The following is a 21,325-nucleotide window of genomic DNA, read 5'->3' on the forward strand; positions in this document are numbered from 1 at the left end:
TTTATCTTATCGGGTTATGCACTGTAACTAATTTCGTCCCATCCGGGAACGTTGCTTCTACTTGAATATCATCAATCATTTCTGGAATTCCATCCATTACATCTTCACGGGATAAAATCGTCGCGCCGTAAGCCATAAGTTCCGCAACTGTTTTACCGTCTCTTGCACCTTCTATCACCTCATATGTAATAAGAGCGATTGCTTCTGGGTGGTTCAGCTTAAGTCCTCGCTCCCTACGTCTTCTGGCAAGGTCTGCAGCAACGACGATCATTAATTTATCAATTTCACGCGGTAGTAAGCGCATGGTTCAACCTCCTAAAATAAAATAATATATTGCAGTACTGCTCTTTACTCCAATTGAATCCTATATAATTCACTTAACCTTCTTTCAAGCGTGAAAATTCCGATCACATGACGATTCCTTCTATACTCTACATTTTCCCATCACATACTACATATGAACTAATTCATGTGCATATAATAAATACAACTTCTCGCAGTTTACCCTAATGCAAGTTAGCATAAACGTTGCCTTGTTTAACTTTTCGCTGCAAAAAGCTAGCGATTGCCGTAGAGATCATTTGTTCTATCAAATATAGGTTCGAATTGTACGACAAAGTAATCAGATGTTTTATTTAATGGTCTATTCGCAGTTGGTTTGTTAATGACTCATGCCGTCAGGGGGTGATCGGTGAGCTTTTACATACTTCAAACAACTGGAAAGGAAGGATAGTCTACTTTCTTTACCACAAAGTTAAGGAAAGTAGTTTGGAGTTTCTGCTACTAATTTATTGTACAGTTTCTTGGGGAAGATTCAAGTGTTCCCGCTTATGGAAAGGCTGGTATGAAACAATACTTATCTCCAACCGTGATGCTACTATTTCCGTACGAAAAAATAGGCTGTAAGATTTTTACCAATACCTGATTTCAATACAAATTCAGTGTTATCTTACATCAGCCTGACTGCTCGCTCAGGTGGTGTAGTAAACCCACTGTACGGACGGTTTTTTCGGTAACAGCGGTTCATAGGCTCCATTATTTGCTGCTCCCTATTTGTTTATCCGAAGATCCTATCTTCTGTTTTTGTCTGCTTGACCAAAGGCGGATAGGAATGCCATTTACCCTGAATTCTTCTATCCACACTTCCTCCTACGTTCTGTAACAGCTTTTTTCTGTTTCAGTACATATAAGTAAGTTCGTATATAGGCAACTTATAGTTGGTTGGGATCCCTGACTGACTACCGATATTTTGTGTAACATTTATTAATAAAACGTAATCTTTTAACAATCATACTTGTTGATCTTGCAGATGCCTTTTAACAACGCGAATTCCCCGCTTCCGTTCTGGCCAATCATGACAGACAGCGTCTGCGACCAGAAAAGAGCGGGGGAAAATGTACAGCAAGAGTTTAAAGCATTTTTAATGCTTGTTGGTTTTTCTTTCCACTACTATATTAAATTTCTTGCCTATGGTCATTCCTATCATTCACCGTCTCCTAAGTAAAAATGAGATTCTTCATCCCGAGTCTCAAGCCGATACCTAAAAAATACCGTATGACTGTTTAATGATGATGGTGCTCATATCCATGTTCTTCTGCATATTTGCGGAAGTTCTCTAAATCTTGCATGCCGGTCGAAGTACCATCTAATGCTTGATTCATGCGTTCCAGCAATACGGTCTGTAAATTTGGATGATAGCCAAAGTACTCAGCAATTTCGATCGTCGTATTTGGATGATCCTCTCTGAACTGTCCAGCATATTTTTTCATTCGTTCCATTAAAATTCCCGTGAACAAAAAGTATGGCAGCATAATAACTCTCTTTGCACCTAATTCTATACAACGCTCCATTCCTTCCTGCACCGTGGGCGTCGTCACTCCCATGAAGGCATTTTCAACTATGGGCACATGCAATTTCTCCCACAGCAAACTACTGATCTTATAAAAATCTGCCTTCGCATCCATGTCACTGCTGCCTCGCCCAATAAAGAGAATGGCTGTATCTTCATGCTTTTGATTCACATCAAATCCTACTTCAGCAAGTCTTGTCAGTAAGATATCAATTACTTCCTCATGAATACCTATCGTTTGGCCATAAGTGAAGTGAATATCCGGAAAATGCTCTTTCGCATGTTCAATTTCTGCTGGTATATGGAGTTTTGAGTGGCCTGCATGCAACAGGATAATGGGAATCACATGAACTTCATCCGCACCTTTTTCAATGCACAATTGAATACCGTCTTCGATCGTGGGGGATGCGAATTCAAGAAAGCAAGTTTCTACCAGTAAAGTCGGATCAACCTGCCCTTTTATCCGGTCGATAAATTGGCGGACTTCTTCGTTTCCTGCCTCCAATCGACTCCCGTGTCCGACAAATAATGCAGCTTTTTTCTTCGGCCCTCTTTTTTTTCGATATTTATTGATTCCTTTAAAGCGTGATTCACCACGTTTTCGTTCACCGTTTTCCATTGAATAAATTATGGAATTCTCTGCTACGGATTCATGAACAATAGCACGCGCTGTTTCTTCTTGCTGCACGGAGTACCATGTCCCTTTTGGGTAATCAATGACGACACATTTATCTTTACAGCGACCGTTACAACGTGTGCGCGATGTATGAATTTTTTCGTCTAAACGATTTATGCGGATTTCGTCACGAATCTGTTGGGTGACTTCCTCAGCTCCCGCTCCCATACAAGTAGATCCGTTGCAGATGAGCACATGTCGTTGCATTTGCGTTAAATTCCAAGTAGTCATAACTTCCAACCTCCCATACAATTAGTAAGCGTCCGGGTAGAAACCTTTTGCTAAAATTTCGACTGCTTCTGCTACACGAACACCTTCAGAAGCTGCCGACAATGGTAAAGTGATAAACTTTTCATTTTGTACGGCAGGCGTTTGGCTTAATGCCGGATCTGATTTAAGGAAATTAATCTTCTGCTCTACTGTGGTTGAACCGTAATCAATTACAACAATCACTTCCGGCTGACGATCAACCGCGTCTTCTTTTGAAACAGTGGCCCAGTTCCCTTCCACATCATTAAAAATGTTATGGCCGCCAGCCATTGTCACTAGTGTATTCATAAAGTTCTGTGTTGCCGTGAAGACTTCCGTTTCACCACTATCGAATACTAGGACTTCCAACGGTTCTTTCACTTCAGGTAGTTCAGCTGTAATCTCTTTGATATCTTGATTCATCTGACCAACTAGTTCTTCCCCACGTTCTTCTATTCTGAATATCTTTGCGATATTGCGAATATCTGTATAAATGTCTTCTAAAGTTGGCGCTACTTTAGTAGATGACATCTGTAAATAGCTATCGATGCCCAGCTCCTTTAACTCTTCACGTGTTGCAATGGATTTTTCAGTAAATGCACTTGACCAGCCACCATATAGAAAGTCTGCTTCCACTTCGATCACTTGCTCTTTGGATGGATATTGTTCCGCTAATACGGGGACTTCCTTATAGGGTTCTTGAAGCGGCTTATAAATCTTGTCATCTAAATAGGCTGTACCGACCATTGAATCTTCCAAACCAAGCGCCAGCATGATTTCTGTTACATGCTGGTTTAATGAAATTGCACGTTTTGGTGCTTCATCGTATTCAATGATAAAGTCATTGTTGTCAATAACGACTTTTTCCCCCTGCTCTGTTTGTCCGTTTTTCGTAACGTCCTTCTCGTCTTCATTTTCTGTATCTTTATTTGGGCATGCTGCTAATACAAGCAACATACTAAAAAACATGAATGTCCAGATTAATTTCTTTTTCATATGCCCACTATTCTCCCTGTATTTTCTGTGTGAAAAATAAATGTAGTTTTTGTGTAAATGGATTCTTTGAAATATCGGCTTGTACATGGAAAACTTGCTCTATCGTTTCCTCTGTCAGCACCTGTTCCGGTGTTCCTTTCATATGAAGAACCCCTTCTTTTATTAAAAGTAATTCATCACAATAACTGGATGCTAAATTCAAATCATGCAATGCTGCTATGATGGTAATAGGCAGTTCTTTCACCAAATCCATTAACTGAAGCTGGTGTTCGATATCCAAATGATTGGTCGGTTCATCCAAAATCAATATTTCTGCCTGTTGTGCGAGTGCGCGTGCCAACATAACCCGTTTCTTTTCGCCACCCGATAATTGACCGAGCGTTCGATCTTTTAAATAAAGTACATTGGCAAGCCGCATGCTTTCTTCAACAATAGCAAAATCTTCTTTGCTGTCTTTTGCAAGCCATTGTTTATATGGCGTCCGTCCCATCATGACTAAATCTTTTACGGTAAAGTCAAATAGTACAGGGGTTTCCTGACTCACGACAGCCATTTCTCGCGCGATCTTTTTTTGAGTCATTTGATTCATGTCTTTTTCATATAACGTCACAACTCCGCTTGTTTGCTGTAAATAGCGGTAAATAATTTTTAACATCGTTGATTTCCCACTACCATTGGGGCCTATAACGCCAATAAGCTTGCCTTGATCCAATGAAAAGGATATATCATGCAAAATTTTCTTTTCCAACACTGAAAATGAAATATTTTTTACTTGCAACATCTTTATTCACCATCCCCAAAAGTGTATCGACGGCGTCTAAGCATCCAAATAAAGAAGGGGCCTCCGCAAATAGCAGTCACAATTCCGATTGGCATTTCTTCTGGCGCTATCGCAATACGCGCAGCCACATCCGCCCACACTAAGAAAACCGCACCCATTAATGCACTAATCGGCAAAACCAGTTTGTAGTTTGAACCTACCATCATTCGCACAAAATGCGGTATTATTAGTCCAACGAAACCAATGCTTCCGCTGCTTGCAACCACAACACCCGTCAGTAACGAGACGACAAGGATAATAAAAATCCGAAAACGGTCTAAATTTATGCCCAGAGTAGTAGCCAGTTCTTCACCGAGGAGTAGCGCATTAAGCTGGCGGTAATTGAATACTAGTAAGAGAAAAATGAAGAGGAATGTAAAAAACGGCAATCCAATTGTTGACCACTTCGCGCCTGCCAAACTACCAAGCATCCAATGTATTACAGCTTGAATGCCGCCTTGTTGTTTTGATGTCATAAGCATAAAATTTGTGATGGCCGAAAATACCATTGAAATTGCAATTCCCGCCAGAAGCAGACGAATAACAGATGTCCGTCCGTCGACACGTGCCAATAGAAATACGATAACGACTGCAAAAATTGCTCCCAAAAAAGCAGCGACAGATAATGCATAGGTTCCTAAAAAGCTGAACGCACCAAGTAAAATGACCAGCGTCGCGCCAACTGATGCGCCGGACGACACGCCTAAAATATAAGGATCCGCAATAGGATTCCTTACAAGTGCCTGAATTGCTGCGCCGCTGACAGCTAATGCTGCCCCGACTATCGCTGCAAGTATAATCCGTGGCAAACGAATTTCCCATACAATAATGCTCTGTGCCTTTGAAGCGGTAGGCTCTACCGATAAACCGATGTTCGAAAATAGGACTTCCCAAATAATAGTCGGGGTGATATCAACAGAACCCACCATGACTCCAAATGTCATAGAAGCAAGCAACACTGCCAGCAATGCTCCTGTTAATAGTGTGAATCGTAACTTAGTCATGCTATATCGATGGCTCCCAGTTAATGATTGCTGCATAAAAAGGGTGACGGTACACGTATCGACCTTCCTCCAATGTAACAAAAGGTTCTAGCGAAGCTTTCACATGTGCCATTTCAAACTGCCGTGATAGGATTTTTTTGCTTTGTGTTTCATATAGTTGTTCCAATGTATCGTAACGGTATGTACGCTCCAGCTTGACCATTTCACAATCTGCGTAAATGCCTAGTTGATACAGTATATTGAGAATGGCAATATAATCGCGGCGCGGATATTTAATGTCATAGCCATACTGCTTATCTAAGACAACGTAATGCGGTTGAATCGGGCCGGTCGTTAAGCCGATGATGGCACGTTTTTGCGCAATTGCATTCATTTTTTCCAGTGCTTCTTTCATTTCATACATACGGTAAAAGCAATTTACTCCGACGACGACATCATGTGGCTCAACTTGCACTTCTTCCCATTTGCTATTAATAAACCGAACCGGCGCATCGCTCTCATAATATTGTCTTAAATAAGCAAGCACACTTTCGGAACCATCTACAAGTGTCAGACTTTTTACGTCTTCACTTAACGGAAATGTATAGTTTCCCCACCCCGGTCCGATTTCCAGGCAGCTTGCATCCCGCGGAATATAACGTTTCATTTTTTCATAGATTTGGTCTGCATAGTCATCTGTTTGTTTATATGTCTTTTTCTTCATGGACTGCGCCCAAAATGCTTCTTCCAGCTCGTCATCCACCATACGCTCTGGCATCTTACCGTGCCAATCCAACATGCCTTCTTTCCAGAGTCTTTCAAAATCGATTTCTAAAGGGGATCCCTTCATGATTGAACCTTCTCCTCAATGCTTTCTATAATCCATTTGCTACATTGACGCATCCAGTAACTCATAGATTTTATTCATATTTAAATATTTGCGCACATGACGTTCCAACATTTCATACGCCTGCTCCCGCCGGTCATAGTCTGAATGAATTTCACCTGTTACTTCCGCCAAGCCTTTGGCCACGCGGATTTGGTTAAAATACTTACGGGTAAACGGACGATTTTGAAAAACCCCGTGTAAATATGTACCTATGACTTGCTCTGTATACACACCATCTTGTCTGCCATCTTCCGTGCAGATAAAGCTTTGGATCGGCTGGGTTGGTGTACTGCATCCCAGATAAAATGCAAAACCCGTCATCTTCTGGCCCGCATAGTTCGTCCCCTTGATTTGAGTTGATTGATTCTCATCAACTAACATCGTTTTAATTGGCAGTAAGTCAAGTGTGGAATACGTCGCACCTTCGTTTTCAACTGTCCGATTGTCTACTATCGATTCACCAAGCATTTGGTAACCACTGCAAATCCCTATCATTTTCTTCCCTTTTTGTGACTGCTGTAGAATCTCTTGAGCCAAACCCGTTTCTTGCAGCCATACATAATCTTCAATTGTATTCTTCGTCCCCGGTAGAATGATGACATCCGGGTTCTTCAAATCTTTCAAGGAAGAAACAAAGCGCACACCTACGTCAGGCTCTTCAAATAATGGATCAAGGTCTGTAAAGTTAGAAATCAAAGGGAAACGAATAACTGCAACGTCAATATCAAACTCTTGACGCTGGGGTCTCTTTAAACGCAGGCTCGACAGCGCCATCGAATCCTCGGCTTCAATTTGTACATCAAAATACGGAATGACACCAAGTACTTGAATGCCTGTATAGTCCTCAAGCCAATCGATGCCGCTGTCGAGCAATTCCTTCATGCCGCGGAATTTATTAATGACAATCCCTTTTACACGTGCGCGCTCTTCATCATCCAGCAACATCAAAGTACCGACAATCGATGCAAATACCCCACCACGTTCAATATCAGCCACTAAAATAACAGCTGCATCTGTTTCATGAGCCATTCGCATATTGGCGATATCCCGGCTTTTCAAATTAATTTCAGCCGGGCTTCCCGCACCTTCCAATACCAAGACATCGTATTGTGCCTCTAAACGCCGCAGCGACTTTCGCACTTCTGGCATTACTTGCTCAACGAAGTTTTCACGGTACGAAACCGCATCCATATGAGCAAATGGTTTGCCGTGTAAAATCACTTCCGACACCATATTCCCTGTCGGTTTTAATAAAATCGGATTCATGTCGGTTGTGGCGTGAATTTTTGCGGCTTCCGCCTGGACACCCTGTGCCCGGCCGATTTCACCGCCATCTTGGGTGACGTAGGAATTCAGTGCCATATTTTGTGATTTAAATGGCGCAACCCGGTACCCGTCGTTAGCTAAAATACGACAGAGCGCAGTGCATAAAACACTTTTTCCCACATCCGATGCGGTGCCTTGAATCATAATGGCTTTCATTAAAATTCTAGACCTTTCATGGCCTGGACATCTTGATCTGTATAATAATGTTTTGTTGCATCAATGGTTGATACTAAATCGGCTAATTCCAGAATTGATGGATGCGCGGAACGTCCTGTGATGACCAAGTGCATGGACTTTGGACGGTTCACTATTGCCTCTATTACTTCTTCCAGCGGCAACACATCATCGACCGGAAAACGTGTGATAGATAACGCATTATTGAGCTCATCTAGCACCAAAACATCTGTCGTTTCGTCTTGCAACTCTTCTTTTACCGTCTGCCATGCTTTTGCAAGTGCTTCCCGGTGTTCCTCCGGTGTTTTTGTCCATGTGAATCCGATACCTAATTGCACGGTTTCAACCCCTAGTTTTCGCAAAGCAATTTGCTCACCATATGTGCGTTCAGGCGATTTAATAAATTGATAATATTTCACCTTCATGCCGCGACCAATTGCACGTAAAGTAACACCGAGTGAGGCAGTGGTTTTTCCTTTGCCTTCACCTGTATATACTAGTAACATTCCTTGTCGTGCCATTTACAATTCCCCCTTATAGCCAAGTTGTTTTTTCAGTATATGACGTACGTTTTTTGACAGAAGTTATCTCTTCTGCCGGGTACCCAATACACAGCGTTCCTATTAGTTGTTCCTGATCCGACGCACCGATAAATGAATGTAGTGCTGTTTCATGCACCAACCCTACACCGCGCGTACGCCACACCATACCTAAACCTAGTTGTTCCGCCATTAGCCACATCGACATAATGGCACCACTTACTGCAAAGGTATTGTCCTTCGTAGCCCCTTCATCTCCATCCACAATGGCGGAAGTTACCACGATAATCAGCGGTGTTTGTCTGATCGCTTCCATTGAACCTTCCACTAAATGTGGTTTTGTCGGAAAGCGTTTTTGTAAATACCCGAGTGCCACTTGTTCATACTGTTTCAAACTGTCACCTTGTAATATAAAAAAATGCCAAGGTTCACGCATACGGTCGTTTGGTGCATATGTTGCTGCCTCCAATAGCGTCTCAATCTTTTCTCGTTCCACTTCACGCGTTTCAAATTGTCGAATCGCACGGCGTTTTTTTAATGTCTCTAACATTATTTTTGCTCCTTTCTTCAAACCAATGAATCTCTTCACGTACACCTACTACGTCACCTACTAAAATCATGGACGGATTCGAGATGTGATGTTTCTTAATTTCTTGTGAAATCGTTGTGAGAGTCCCCGTAATCGTACGTTGTTCTTCAGTAGTTCCCCATTCAATAACCGCAACAGGGGTTTTTTCGTCTTTACCGTTTTCTATTAAGCTTTTCGTAATATGTCCGATGTTTCCGACGCTCATATAAAACGCCACCGTGTCAATCTGGGCAAGCGCTGCCCAGTGTAAGAAATCCTGTCCTTTTTCGGCGCGACCATGGCCTGGAACAATGGCAAAGCTTGCAGCATGATCACGGTGTGTAACCGGGATTCCTGCATAAGCTGGCGCCGCAATGCCTGCTGTTATTCCTGGAACAATTTCAAATGGTATGCGGGCTTGTCGTAAAACTGCGGCTTCTTCAGCACCGCGTCCGAAGACAAACGGGTCTCCACCTTTTAAGCGCAACACTTGCTTGCCACAACTTGCATGCTGAACCAGCGCACGATGGATTTCATCTTGAATCATTCCATGTTTACCTGGTTCTTTGCCGCAATAAATAAGCTCAGCATCCGCTTTTGCATGTTGCAGTAATTCAACATTTACCAGTCGGTCATATAAGATCACGTCCGCCTGCTGAATACATTCTAATCCTCTGATTGTCAATAGTTTCGGGTCACCAGGACCAGCCCCTACAATATATACAAATCCGCTCAATGTTGTTCTCCTATCCGTTGTTGTAGCCATTCTTCACATTTTTGATCTTCACCTTGCTCCATCCACTCCAAAAGTTTTGGATCCAGGAGTTCAGCCAGAACTTGTTTTTTCGTCTCTCCGTGAAACACTTGTAAGACTTGCTGACGGGCTTTCCTTAAGAAAGAAACATATGATGCATAATGGTCTCCAAATTGCTCCGCTAAATCCGTCTTTACCTTACGCGTTAAACCAGGACTGGCCCCTGATGTTGAGACAGTCACAACAAATTCTCCGCGGCGAACGACTGCCGGATTGATGAAATCAACACGCCCTTTTGCATCCGCACGACTAAGTAATTGCCAATGCTGTGTTGCTTCTTCCACTGCATTGTTTACTTCTACATCATTTGTAACAGCAAAAACCAAGGAGGCATCGTCTAAGTCAGCTGATTCAAATGCCTTTTCTTTCCACGTAACAAGCCCATCTCCGACATACCGTTGTACCTTCTCTGTCACTGATGGACTGACTACGGTTATCATTGCTTTCGTCGGAAGTAAGGCTTCTATTTTTTGACTTGCTACATGCCCCCCTCCAATAATGACAACCTTTTTATAATCCACATTCATTAACAGCGGAAAATAGTTCAATGTTCTCCCTCCAAACATGCTTTCAGCCAATTTCGCACAAGCTGGGGATTTGAGGCAAAATGAAATTGTGTAAAGCCCGCTACAAGGTTTTTATGTAAATAACCTTCCTGCTGAACGCGAAAACGGCTTTTACTGAAATACGCTGGGCTAGTATGCTCTCCCTCATATTTCGAATAATGAAACTCATGCCCTTTTGCCTGTGTCTCTTCATCAATTAAGAAATTTCCTGTAACACCTGTAATTTCTCTATAACCGAGTGCCGCCCGCTTATCCTGCATAAGCACACGCCCCGGGATCACACCAAGCATTGGAAACTTTCGCTCCTGCCGATCGATGATTTCTTCTGTCAGATACATAAAACCGCCACATTCGGCCAATGTCGGTAATCCACGACTAATTGCATTTCTTAATGATTCCTTCACTTTTTCATTTGTTGCTAATTGTTCTGCAAACTCTTCGGGGAAACCGCCACCGATATATACTCCCTGCGCTTTATTCGGAACTTCCTCATCTCGTAACGGAGAGAAGAAATGCAAAGTTGCACCATATGCACGCAGTAATTCCAGGTTTTCTTCATAATAGAAGTTAAATGCTGCATCCTTAGCTACTGCAATATGAACTTCTTGGCTTTCTGTCTGAACATCAAAAATCGATGAGAATTCTTCTATTGTTTGCGCATTTGTAATTTCCATCAGCTGCTCAATGTTCACAGTTTCTTCAATGGCAGTTGCCAGACTATCAAAATAAGAATTCAGATCACCGCGTTCAATGGCCGGAACCAAGCCCAAGTGACGGCTTGGCATTGTAGGTACAGCATCTTTTGGCAGGTAACCGATAACTGGAATTCCACATTCTTTTTCTATTGCTGTTTTGACAATGTCATAATGATTCTTACTGCCTAATTGGTTCGCAATGACACCGACAATGTTGGAGTTTTCATCCAGTGACTGGAATCCTTTAACGATTGCTGCTACACTTCTCGCCATACTTGTTGCATTGACAATTAAAATGACGGGACTATTCGTAATATCGCTTATGTGTGCAGCCGATCCTTCATTTGACAAAGGGGATCTACCATCGTAATAGCCCATCACGCCTTCGATAATGGCTACGTCTGCATCTCGGCTGGCTCTTGCGACAATCGCACGTATCGTATCATGAGCCATCATGTAACTATCCACATTTCGTGACGGTCGTTTGGTGACAGCTGTATGATAGGCCGTATCGATATAGTCCGGGCCGCATTTAAAGCCTTGTACGGTTAAACCACGCTTCATAAGTGCCCGCATAATCCCAATGGTGAACGTTGTTTTTCCAACACCGCTCCCTGTACCAGCCAGTACAAATCGATTCATTGTTCTCTCTCCTCAAAATTGACACGCGCAATGGATACCGTCACATTGCCACTTTTCTTTTTCTCTAATACTAATTCTCTTGCATTTGCACAGCGCAATGCTGCCGGCTCGCTCACACCGTATGCACCTGTATATTTGAATACGGTTTCAGACGGGTTAAGCAACGGCATTTCATTTAGCTGTTCAGGTGTATACGTAACAAACGACCAATTATGCTTGGCAGTCAATTCAAGCAGCCCTGTCTCATCTTTTTTCAAATCTATAGTTGCTACCGCTTTAACACTTTTTTTACTCAAACACAGTTCTGCTAATGTTTCATCTATGACCTGCTCAATTTCCTCCAGTGCTGTTCCACGATTACAGCCAATGCCGAGCACAATGGATTTCGGACGGTAGATCACTCCGTTTTCCAGCAACACTTCCTCATGTGCATCGATTAATCGATCTGTTATAAGTAGGGTTGCCTGAGGCTGTGCCTGAATTGCTTCTGTTGTTGACGCATAGATTTTCAAATTGGCCGGCATGGTACGATCATGCATCCACCAATTTTTTTCACCTGTTTCCTGTACAATTGCCACATGCTCTTCATTAACAACTGATGCACTGACCGGCAGCAGTTTTTCTTCGCTATCCCACATCCAGCCAAATTGAGCGCCAAATAAATCGACCGGTATAGTTTTTTGTACATCCGAAGCAGTCGTAACTACAGGCACAGCACCGATTGCTTGTGCAAACTCGTAAGTCAGCGCATTAGCACCGCCAATATGCCCTGATAATAAGCTGATGACGTATTGGCCCAGATCATCAACAACCAATACAGCAGGATCTGTCATTTTATCCACCATAATCGGGGCGATCATACGAACAACTGCGCCCAGCGAAATGATACAAATGACTCCTTTGTATTGCTGGAACAAAGCGGGCAATAATAATCGTACGGTTCCGTCAAACAGTTGAATTTGGCGTGCTTCTTCATCACCTTTAGCGAATTTTTTCATATAGTAAAGGTCTGCGTACGGAAATGTTTCCGTATAGCTTCTCGCATTGGCAACTCCGTGTTTCGTAATGGCGACGAGAGCATACGGTTTGCGCTTTTCAATGACGGGAATTTCACCTTCGCGTAAATTAATCATCCGCTTTCACGCCTTTTCGGAAACCATGGGTAAATGTTTTATCATACAGCTTTGAACGATACTCTTTTTCATGAATATTCGGGTCTAATGCCCAGCCTGCCAAAATCATCGCATGCTTACGAATACCATTGACACGCATCGCTTCATCTAGTTCAATCAATGTTGTCTGAACAATTTTTTCATCCGGCCATGTAGCACGCTGCACGACAGCTACCGGCGTGTCATCTGCCCATCCCGCTGCTTGCAACTCTTTTACAATTTTCTTTGTTAATGTCGCACTTAAAAACATAGCTATCGTACAATGATGACTTGCAAGTATCTGTAACTTTTCGCGTTCAGGTACAGGAGTACGCCCTTCCGCCCTGGTTAGAATAAGTGTTTGTGTTAAATCAGGGACCGTCAGCTCTGCACCGACTGCCGCCGCAGCAGCAAAAACAGAACTCACGCCCGGCACTACTTCATAACCAATATTATGATGCTTCAGTAATGCCACTTGTTCCATTGTTGCGCCATACATCGCTGGATCCCCCGTATGTAATCGTACAACCGTTTTTCCGGCATTGACTCGTTCGACCATACAATCCACCATTTCCTGAAGATGCATTCCTGCCGTACGGATAACTTCTGCCGATTCTTTCGCTTCCTCCACTAACTTTTCGCTTACAAGTGAATCGGTATACATGACAACATCTGCTTGCTGTAATAGCTTCAAGCCTTTCACCGTTATTAAATCAGGATCTCCTGGACCTGCACCGATAATCCAAATTTTCTCCATCATTTGCGCACCACCATACATGACAAGTAATTTAAATCCGCACCTCTAAGTTCGTCCGTATTCCAAATCACTTCTTCGTCAGAAGTAACTTTTGTCACTACATGCGTTTTTTCTAGTAATTTCATTTCCTCCAATAAATCCAACATTTCATCCAGTACTTTGGCTACTTTAATAAAAACAATTGCATCGTGACTTTCAATAACTTGACGCATCTGTTCCATATTTTCTGTAGCAGGAATCATGGCCACGTGGTCATCACCTTCAGCTAATGCAATCCCTAACCGATTCGCTGAACCATTAAATGACGAAATACCGGCCACTGTTTCAATAGGTACTTCCGGATGCTTTGTTTTCATTATTCCCAGTAAGTGAATGAATGTACTAAACAGCATCGGGTCCCCTTCCGTCACAAACGCTACATCTTTTCCATCTGCTAAGTAACGGTAAATCTCTTCTGCTGCTTTTTCCCATGCAGTACGCAATACTTCTTCTTCTTTGGTCATGGGGAAGACTATACCGAGCATCTCTTTTTCAGCCGGATTAATATAAACGTCTACGATACGATGGGCATAAGACTTGCTGCCTCTTAATTTTTTGGGGTACGCAATGACCGGGCATTCTTGTAATTTACGAAATGCTTTTACAGTAATTAATTCAGGATCTCCTGGTCCAACACCTAATCCGTATAATTTTCCTATTGTCATCATTTCTGTCCTTTCTGTGCTGTCACTATATAAATGGGGTTCAACGGTTCAAAACGTGTTAAATGTAAAATCGGTTTACTCTTTGAGAGCTGTGCCTGCAATATGGACACTTCACAGCCTAACGCTTTTAAATGGCTCATCGCTTCAGCCAAATTTTCTATCGTGGCGATATTCATGACAAGTCGGCCATTCGGCTGCAGGCGCGAAACACAAGTTTGCAACAACCGCTCCATATTCCCACCATTACCGCCAATGAAAATTGCATGGGGGTCTGGGAATTCTTCCAGACGTTCCGGCGCTTTACCCAGCACCGCAACAAAGTCTGTACGATGTTTCAATTGATTTTCCAAACAGTTTTCAAGGTCACCTTCATTTTTTTCAATGGCGTACACTGCCCCGTCCCGAGCTATTTTTGCTGCTTCAATCGCAACAGAACCTGTGCAAGTTCCAATGTCCCAAACCACGCTGTTTTCTTTAAGTTTTAGCTCTTGTAGACAAAGTGTTCGAATTTCTCTTTTTGTAATTAAGCCTTTATCCGGTTTTCGCTGCAGAAATGCATCATCTGGAATACCAAGAGAAGCACGTTCCACTGTATGGCGCTGCTTTAAGATCACTACATTTAAAGGGGAAAATGAAGTTTGTTCCATTTCATCTAGTGAGAGGAAACGGCAGCGTTCATTTACTCCTTGCAGATTTTCGGCAACAAAGGCATCGTACTCCATCATGTCAAAGCGTTTTAAATACGTCGCAATGGCTTGTGGGGAGTTCGTTTCATCGGTTAATATCGCTATTTTTTTACGCCCGTCTATTTTCTGTGCAAAACCTCTTATAGATCGGCCATGCAGGCTGACAATGTACGCATCTTGCCAACTTTCCTGCATTTTTGAAAAAGCCAGTTGAACCGAACTTGTATATGGATAGATCTCCAGTTGCAGTTTTTTTGACAGTACGCCACCCAGACCATAAAACAATGGATCACCGGACACCAAAATAACGGTATTACGTGTTTCTTCCTTTAATTCCGCTGTTAATGCTGACAAACCGCCCTTAATTACTTTCTTTTCTTTTTCAAATGAAGGGAAGAATTGAAGGTGGCGTTCTCCACCTACTAGCACATCACATTCATTGATCCACTCTATATATTGAGGGAGCAATCCTGCCGCGCCATTATCCCCTATACCAATCATTTTCATCCAATTTGTCAATGTTCTCAGCCTTTCCTAAACAGTCTCCATTCATCGCATACAATGATGTCGATACTTCAACCTCGGCGTTCATATGATTCAGAGCATAGTAGCAGCAGTTTTTACTCAGCGCTTCAAAAAACGCATCGTTTCCTTGAAGTATTTCGCCAACTTGTGATGCAGTGTTGGCCTGCAGAATTTCCTCCTGAGTTTTTTCATCGACACCTACTCTATTTGCCATTTCCGCCAAAAATCCGAAGTTGATCGGCGCGCTTTTTGAGTGAACCATCATTACGCCCTGTGCCAGTTTTGAAAACTTCCCCATCATTCCCACCATGGAAACTTTGGCGATTTTCTTGCGCGCAATATTCTTAAGCGTAAAACCAATAAAATCGCCCATTTCTATGAAGGCTTCTTCCGGTAAATGCGGATATTGTTTCAAAGCGAACTTTTCACTGCGGCCGCCTGTCGTGATAACCACATGATCACAGCCCGCTTCTTTTGCCACACTGATTGCCTGCTCAATACTTGCCATGAAGGCAGAACTCGAAAATGGCACTACTGTCCCACGGGTTCCTAATATTGAAATTCCTCCAATAATACCCAGACGCCCATTCAATGTTTTTTTAGCAATTTCTTCTCCATCAGGTACGGAAATCACCACATCTATTCCGCGTTTCAATTGGTAATGCTCGAATCCTTCTTGTGCAACTCCAAGTATCATTTTACGTGGTACCGGGTTAATGGCTGCTTGACCGACGGGTACGGGGAGTCCCGGTTTCGTCACTCGTCCTACGCCAATCCCTCCGTCCAAATGGATACCTTCTTCCTTTGAATAGTAAACAGTACTCTGAATCCGGGCTTTGTGTGTCGCATCAGGATCATCGCCCGCATCTTTGATGGTCTCGCACATTACACCGCCATCTACTACTTCAAATGCCGTCACTTTGAATGTGGCGTACTTGCCAACAGGTAAATAAATAGTGACTTCTTCCGGCACTTTTCCCGTCACCAATCCTTGTAACGCTGCCTTGGTCATTGCCGTAGCACAAGATCCTGTAGTGTAGCCATGACGCATTTTTGAAGGGTCTTTTTTAGTTTGTTTGCTTTGCGCGCTCATCTGCCATGATCGAAATGGCATTCAGTGCAGCTACTGTCACTGTACTGCCACCCTTTCTCCCTATATTGGTGATAAACGGAATACCTTCAAGGACTGCCAGTTCCTCTTTTGATTCGGCCGCCGAAACAAAGCCCACCGGCATCCCAATAATTAAATCCGGTTTGGCGATCCCCTCTTTAATTAAACGAATTAACTCTAACAATGCAGTGGGTGCATTACCGATGGCATATATTCCGCCTTCATGCAAACGAGTTGCTTTTTGCATCGATATAATCGCACGTGTTGTACCTTGAACTTTCGCTTCCTTTGCGACATCCTCATCCGCAATGTAACAATGTAAGTCGCTGCCATGCTTCTGGAATCGTTTGCGGCCTGAACCACTCTCTATCATTTGTACGTCTACTACTACGTGACGTCCTGCTAAAATTGATTGGATTCCCGCCTCGAGTGCGTCAGGTGTGAAAATCATGCTGCGTCCTAACTCAAAATCCGCTGAAGCGTGAATTACGCGCCGAACTACCATCCACTGCTCATCTGTAAATGGGTGTTCTCCCATCTCTTCTTTGATAATTGAGAAACTGTGATCATAAATTTTATCTGGATCTACAGTTAGTGGTGTAAATTTCGTATTAAAGTTCATGTTTGGATTTTTCAAGTATTAAACCTCCTAATAGTCGGGTAACTTTTTCAAAAGACGTACAAAAATTATCATATTGAAGCTTTGGTCGTTTAATCAAAATAACTGGTATTTCCAGTTCCAAGGCGGCGGTAATTTTCTCATCTACCGATCCTACTTTTCCGCTTTCCTTGGTGATCATTAACGTCACGTCGTATTGCTCGCATAACGACTTATTCAGTGATTCAGAAAACGGTCCTTGTATTGCGATAATATCCTTTTGTTTGATTCCTAATTTATCGCACTTTTCCATGTTCCCTATGTTTGGGAGCATTCTGCAGATCAAGCGAATTTCATCACGCAATAAATAGTCCGCAAACACTTCCAGCGTCTTACTTCCCGTAGTCAACATAACCGTTCCTTTATGCGTTTGAGCCAGCTTGGCTGCATCTTCATAACTTTCAACTTCCGTAATCAGTGGAGAAACAAACTTTTCCTTCGGACGTTCATAGCGAATATATGGAACACCGCATGCCTTAGCCGCTTTCATAGCCGTTTTCGAAGCTTCCTCTGCATAAGGATGACTGGCATCCACAACACAAGTCATCTCATGCTTTCGGATCAGCTCCTCCATATCATCCGCCGTTAACCTGCCCACCTGATACGCGATATCATTTGCTTTTAAACTTTCTGCAGCAGAATCGGTTACTACTGTGGCGATCAGGGAGTGGCCGAGACTCTGCAAATGAATGGCTAAGGCCCTTGCATCGCTGGTACCTGCTAAAAATAAAATCATAACTTCCTCCTAATCCCCGCAAGGCGCCGGCTCTACTTCAATCTTGCAGCTCATGTCGTAATAGTCATAGTTCAGTACTTTTTTAACACGTTTAAAATACTTAAAGAAACGTTCGTTAGGGTGTGCATTTTGTTCATATTCTTCTATAATTTTGGTGACCAACGGGATTAAATCATCCGGTTCAATTCCCTCAGCGATTGGCTGGGCAGCATGAGCAGTACGGCCAACCGGTTTCGCTCCAATAAATAAATCAAACTTTTTCTTTCGGTAAACAATTCCAATGTCGTCAAACACAGGGCGATAACATGCCATGCCGCAACCATTGAACCCGACATGCAACTGCTTTGGAAGCTTCATTCCTTCAAACTTTGCTGCGATTTCTTCCGCATATGGGATAGAATCCGCCTTTTCTCCGTAACAAAAATCACACGCTTTAACTTTTAAGACTTCCCCTGCTGGCATGACTGTAAAGCGTTCATTTTCAAGTTTTTCAACAATCGCTTCAGGATTATCTGTTGTAACTTTTACAATAAAACGATGATCCGGTGTATATTCCAATGTGCCTTTCTCACCAACGACTTCAGCTAAAATCAGCATCTGCTCTGCTGTGATCATTTTATTAGCAACACCAGGCGAAACGGAAAATTCAAATATATTCTCGATCGGCTGCCTCACCAAAAATGGGTTTTCCACTTCTTCTTCTGAAACCATAGATAAAGCCTTTAATGCCATATCCATTGACTGAACCTTTTCTTTTGGCTCTGGTTCTTGCACAGGAGCTTGCTCGGACTCCTTGCTTATGATTTCCTCATATCCTGACCGCGCCTCTCCGGTTTCCTGATCAAGCGCCCATGGTTCTGCTTCCTTTTTCAAACGCTGATGTGGTTTTAAACTTTGTTTACCTTCTCCCAACGTATATTTACGTTGGTAACCGCGCGGCGTAATAATCTTTCCATCATAAAAGAAAGTGGAAGAGTTGCCGATAATGACAGTCGTCAGCATTCCAATATCATGCTCAAGCATTTCCGATAATGTCGTTAAGACAATACGCTGGTTTTCACGATATGCACTTTTCACCAGGCCTACAGGCGTATCAGGGGAGCGATATTTTAGTAAGATATTCTGTGCTTCTACAATTTGACGCGTCCGGCGTCCGCTCTTTGGATTGTATAAAGCAATGACAAAATCCGCCATCCCGGCAGCTTCAATACGTTTTTCGATAACAGTCCATGGTGTCAGATGGTCACTCAAACTGATCGTACAAGAATCATGCATAACAGGTGCACCCAGTAAGCTTGCACATGAGTTAATAGCTGAAATACCTGGAACGATTTCTACATCAATTCCCTCTGCTTCAGTCCAGCCCTTTTCGACCAGCACCTCATACACTAATCCAGCCATGCCATACGCACCTGAATCACCACTGGAAATTACTGAGACAATACCGCCTGCCTCCGCTTTCTTAACAGCATCTTGCGCACGTGAAACTTCTTCAGTCATTCCTGTGCTGACAATGGACTTCGCTGTTACCAAATGCTTAATCAGCTCTACATACGTTTTATATCCAATAATATAATCACTTGCTTGCAGTGCGTCTAATGCCCGTCCCGTAATATGTTCAGTAGCACCGGGACCAAAGCCGACGACATAAATTTTTCCCTTTTTCATGATTTCCCTCCAAATAAAAATGCCTACACTCCTTTTCAGGGGAGTGTAGGCACGTGAAAGTATATTAGAAGTCATACTGAAAAAACAATTAATATTATTGTCCCGCCCATACTTCTCCCACCGAAAAGTAAAGTGTCATTTAAATAAGCAGGTTTCCTGACTCAAGCTTCACTTTACTCTTACACCTTCCCAATTTCTCAGTGGTATTGTAATTTCATCAGCTTTTACAGTAGCGGGGGCTGTACTAGAATTTCACTAGTTTCCCTTTTAACTCACAATGTGAGCACTTATTTAAATTAGTTTATTTAATTTTCATAAATATAACACATAATCTTCTAATCTACAAACTTACTTTGGTTTATTTTCTATACCCTTATGACAGACTATCTCTTCTTTCTGAATTTCTTTGTTTTCTATTCTCAAGAAAAACTCGTCCTCAGTGCAACCATGATCGCAAGCTAGAGGCATTCAGTAAATCTTTACATTTTAGATTATCGCAGTCAAAGTCAAGCATAGCTATACATTTACAAACTACTCACTACTTGAATTAGTGGGTTATGAACTATTGGGATAGACTACAGTGTTAATTACAGAAAGAAATTTAAAACTCTAAAAAACCTCTTTCCAAAAAACTCGGAAAGAGGCTGTAAAGGTTGATATGAAATCAATATTAACGTTTTGAGAACTGAGGTGCACGACGAGCGCCGCGAAGACCATATTTTTTACGTTCCTTCATACGTGGATCACGTGTTAGGAATCCTGCTGATTTAAGTGCTGCACGGAAATCAGGATCTACAGTAAGCAATGCACGAGCAACGCCGTGACGAATTGCGCCTGCTTGACCTGTGTAACCTCCACCGTTAACGTTAACGTGGATATCGTAGCTTCCAAGTGTTTCCGTTGTAACTAGTGGTTGTTTAATGATTTCACGAAGTGTTTCGAATGGTACGTAGTCTTCTACGTCACGATTATTGACGACAATTTTGCCTTCGCCAGGAATTAGACGTACACGAGCTACTGAACTTTTACGACGGCCAGTGCCGATATATTGTACTTGTGCCAAGTGGGTTTCCTCCTCTTAATTAACCGCGAAGCTCGAAAGCTTCTGGTTTTTGTGCTGCATGCTGATGTTCTGGACCAGCAAATACGTGTAATTTCTTGATTGTTTGACGACCTAGAGGACCGTTTGGAAGCATTCCTTTAATCGCAAGTTCAAGCATTTTTACAGGGTAGTTTGTACGCATTTCAAGAGCAGTACGTGACTTGATGCTACCTGTGTAACCAGAGTGACGGTAGTACATTTTATCTTTCAACTTGTTACCAGTCAATTGGATTTTTTCAGCGTTGATGATGATGACGTGATCGCCTGTATCAACATGTGGTGTAAACGTTGGTTTATGTTTACCGCGTAAAAGAGTTGCAACTTCTGAAGCAAGACGACCAAGCGTTTGTCCTTCAGCGTCGACAACTAGCCATTTACGTTCGACTTCGTGACCTTTAGCCATGAATGTTGTGCGCATATTGTATTTCCTCCTAAAATATC

The 21,325-nt window shown here is 42.6% G+C and carries 22 protein-coding genes and 1 riboswitch; all 22 genes read right to left on the reverse strand.

Features of this window, described 5'->3' with window-relative positions:
* Nucleotide 1: 1 nt before the first annotated feature.
* Nucleotides 2–304, reverse strand: coding sequence for an urease subunit gamma (locus tag SporoP17a_RS08225; protein WP_083034227.1), 303 nt, complete (start codon nt 302–304; stop codon nt 2–4).
* A 1,258-nt stretch (nt 305–1,562) separates the two neighbouring features.
* Nucleotides 1,563–2,756, reverse strand: coding sequence for a CbiX/SirB N-terminal domain-containing protein (locus tag SporoP17a_RS08230; protein WP_083034228.1), 1,194 nt, complete (start codon nt 2,754–2,756; stop codon nt 1,563–1,565).
* A 21-nt stretch (nt 2,757–2,777) separates the two neighbouring features.
* Nucleotides 2,778–3,770: an ABC transporter substrate-binding protein gene (locus SporoP17a_RS08235; protein ID WP_083034229.1), complete on the reverse strand. Its 993-nt coding sequence runs from the start codon at nt 3,768–3,770 to the stop codon at nt 2,778–2,780.
* A gap of 7 nt (nt 3,771–3,777) precedes the next feature.
* Nucleotides 3,778–4,551, reverse strand: a complete 774-nt coding sequence (locus SporoP17a_RS08240; protein WP_083034230.1) for an ABC transporter ATP-binding protein — start codon at nt 4,549–4,551, stop codon at nt 3,778–3,780.
* A 2-nt stretch (nt 4,552–4,553) separates the two neighbouring features.
* The gene (locus tag SporoP17a_RS08245; protein WP_083034231.1) at nt 4,554–5,594 is read right to left on the reverse strand and encodes a FecCD family ABC transporter permease; all 1,041 of its coding nucleotides are present in this window, start codon (nt 5,592–5,594) and stop codon (nt 4,554–4,556) included.
* Between the two features lies 1 nt (nt 5,595).
* A complete protein-coding gene (locus SporoP17a_RS08250) occupies nt 5,596–6,423 on the reverse strand; it encodes a class I SAM-dependent methyltransferase (RefSeq protein ID WP_237262408.1) in 828 nt (275 codons plus the stop codon).
* A gap of 39 nt (nt 6,424–6,462) precedes the next feature.
* Complete coding sequence (locus tag SporoP17a_RS08255) at nt 6,463–7,944, reverse strand: cobyric acid synthase (RefSeq protein WP_083034233.1); 1,482 nt, start codon at nt 7,942–7,944, stop codon at nt 6,463–6,465.
* Nucleotides 7,944–8,483 (reverse strand): cob(I)yrinic acid a,c-diamide adenosyltransferase, encoded by a 540-nt coding sequence (locus SporoP17a_RS08260; RefSeq protein ID WP_083034234.1) that lies wholly within the window; start codon nt 8,481–8,483, stop codon nt 7,944–7,946. Before SporoP17a_RS08260 ends, SporoP17a_RS08255 begins: the two co-directional genes overlap by 1 nt.
* A 13-nt stretch (nt 8,484–8,496) precedes the next feature.
* Nucleotides 8,497–9,051, reverse strand: a complete 555-nt coding sequence (locus tag SporoP17a_RS08265) for a nitroreductase family protein (RefSeq protein WP_083034235.1) — start codon at nt 9,049–9,051, stop codon at nt 8,497–8,499.
* Complete coding sequence (cobA, locus tag SporoP17a_RS08270) at nt 9,008–9,805, reverse strand: uroporphyrinogen-III C-methyltransferase (protein ID WP_083034236.1); 798 nt, start codon at nt 9,803–9,805, stop codon at nt 9,008–9,010. Before cobA ends, SporoP17a_RS08265 begins: the two co-directional genes overlap by 44 nt.
* Nucleotides 9,802–10,431, reverse strand: coding sequence for a precorrin-2 dehydrogenase/sirohydrochlorin ferrochelatase family protein (locus SporoP17a_RS08275; RefSeq protein WP_083034237.1), 630 nt, complete (start codon nt 10,429–10,431; stop codon nt 9,802–9,804). The genes cobA and SporoP17a_RS08275 overlap by 4 nt, the downstream gene beginning before the upstream one ends.
* Nucleotides 10,428–11,786 (reverse strand): cobyrinic acid a,c-diamide synthase CobB, encoded by a 1,359-nt coding sequence (locus SporoP17a_RS08280; protein WP_083034238.1) that lies wholly within the window; start codon nt 11,784–11,786, stop codon nt 10,428–10,430. Before SporoP17a_RS08280 ends, SporoP17a_RS08275 begins: the two co-directional genes overlap by 4 nt.
* A complete protein-coding gene (locus SporoP17a_RS08285) occupies nt 11,783–12,919 on the reverse strand; it encodes a cobalt-precorrin 5A hydrolase (RefSeq protein WP_083034239.1) in 1,137 nt (378 codons plus the stop codon). The genes SporoP17a_RS08280 and SporoP17a_RS08285 overlap by 4 nt, the downstream gene beginning before the upstream one ends.
* Nucleotides 12,912–13,694: a precorrin-4 C(11)-methyltransferase gene (cobM, locus tag SporoP17a_RS08290; protein ID WP_083035960.1), complete on the reverse strand. Its 783-nt coding sequence runs from the start codon at nt 13,692–13,694 to the stop codon at nt 12,912–12,914. Before cobM ends, SporoP17a_RS08285 begins: the two co-directional genes overlap by 8 nt.
* Nucleotides 13,694–14,398, reverse strand: a complete 705-nt coding sequence (cobI, locus tag SporoP17a_RS08295; RefSeq protein ID WP_083035959.1) for a precorrin-2 C(20)-methyltransferase — start codon at nt 14,396–14,398, stop codon at nt 13,694–13,696. The genes cobM and cobI overlap by 1 nt, the downstream gene beginning before the upstream one ends.
* Complete coding sequence (gene cbiE / locus SporoP17a_RS08300) at nt 14,398–15,591, reverse strand: precorrin-6y C5,15-methyltransferase (decarboxylating) subunit CbiE (protein ID WP_083035964.1); 1,194 nt, start codon at nt 15,589–15,591, stop codon at nt 14,398–14,400. Before cbiE ends, cobI begins: the two co-directional genes overlap by 1 nt.
* Nucleotides 15,566–16,660: a cobalt-precorrin-5B (C(1))-methyltransferase gene (locus SporoP17a_RS08305; protein WP_420542203.1), complete on the reverse strand. Its 1,095-nt coding sequence runs from the start codon at nt 16,658–16,660 to the stop codon at nt 15,566–15,568. The genes cbiE and SporoP17a_RS08305 overlap by 26 nt, the downstream gene beginning before the upstream one ends.
* Nucleotides 16,661–16,676: 16 nt before the next feature.
* Nucleotides 16,677–17,342, reverse strand: coding sequence for a precorrin-8X methylmutase (locus SporoP17a_RS08310; protein WP_083035966.1), 666 nt, complete (start codon nt 17,340–17,342; stop codon nt 16,677–16,679).
* A complete protein-coding gene (gene cobK / locus SporoP17a_RS08315; protein WP_083034240.1) occupies nt 17,332–18,114 on the reverse strand; it encodes a precorrin-6A reductase in 783 nt (260 codons plus the stop codon). The genes SporoP17a_RS08310 and cobK overlap by 11 nt, the downstream gene beginning before the upstream one ends.
* Nucleotides 18,115–18,123: 9 nt before the next feature.
* Nucleotides 18,124–19,782 carry a precorrin-3B C(17)-methyltransferase gene (gene cobJ, locus SporoP17a_RS08320; RefSeq protein ID WP_083034241.1) on the reverse strand — a complete coding sequence of 553 codons (1,659 nt, stop codon included), beginning with the start codon at nt 19,780–19,782 and terminating at the stop codon, nt 18,124–18,126.
* Nucleotides 19,783–19,910: 128 nt separating this feature from the next.
* Nucleotides 19,911–20,088: riboswitch (cobalamin riboswitch) on the reverse strand.
* A 364-nt stretch (nt 20,089–20,452) separates the two neighbouring features.
* On the reverse strand, nt 20,453–20,845 hold the full coding sequence (gene rpsI / locus SporoP17a_RS08325) for a 30S ribosomal protein S9 (protein WP_083034242.1): 393 nt from the start codon (nt 20,843–20,845) through the stop codon (nt 20,453–20,455).
* Nucleotides 20,846–20,864: 19 nt separating this feature from the next.
* Nucleotides 20,865–21,302, reverse strand: coding sequence for a 50S ribosomal protein L13 (gene rplM, locus SporoP17a_RS08330; protein WP_029053249.1), 438 nt, complete (start codon nt 21,300–21,302; stop codon nt 20,865–20,867).
* Nucleotides 21,303–21,325: the final 23 nt, after the last annotated feature.

The organism is Sporosarcina ureae (genome assembly GCF_002082015.1).
Classification (GTDB): Bacteria; Bacillota; Bacilli; order Bacillales_A; family Planococcaceae; genus Sporosarcina; species Sporosarcina ureae_A.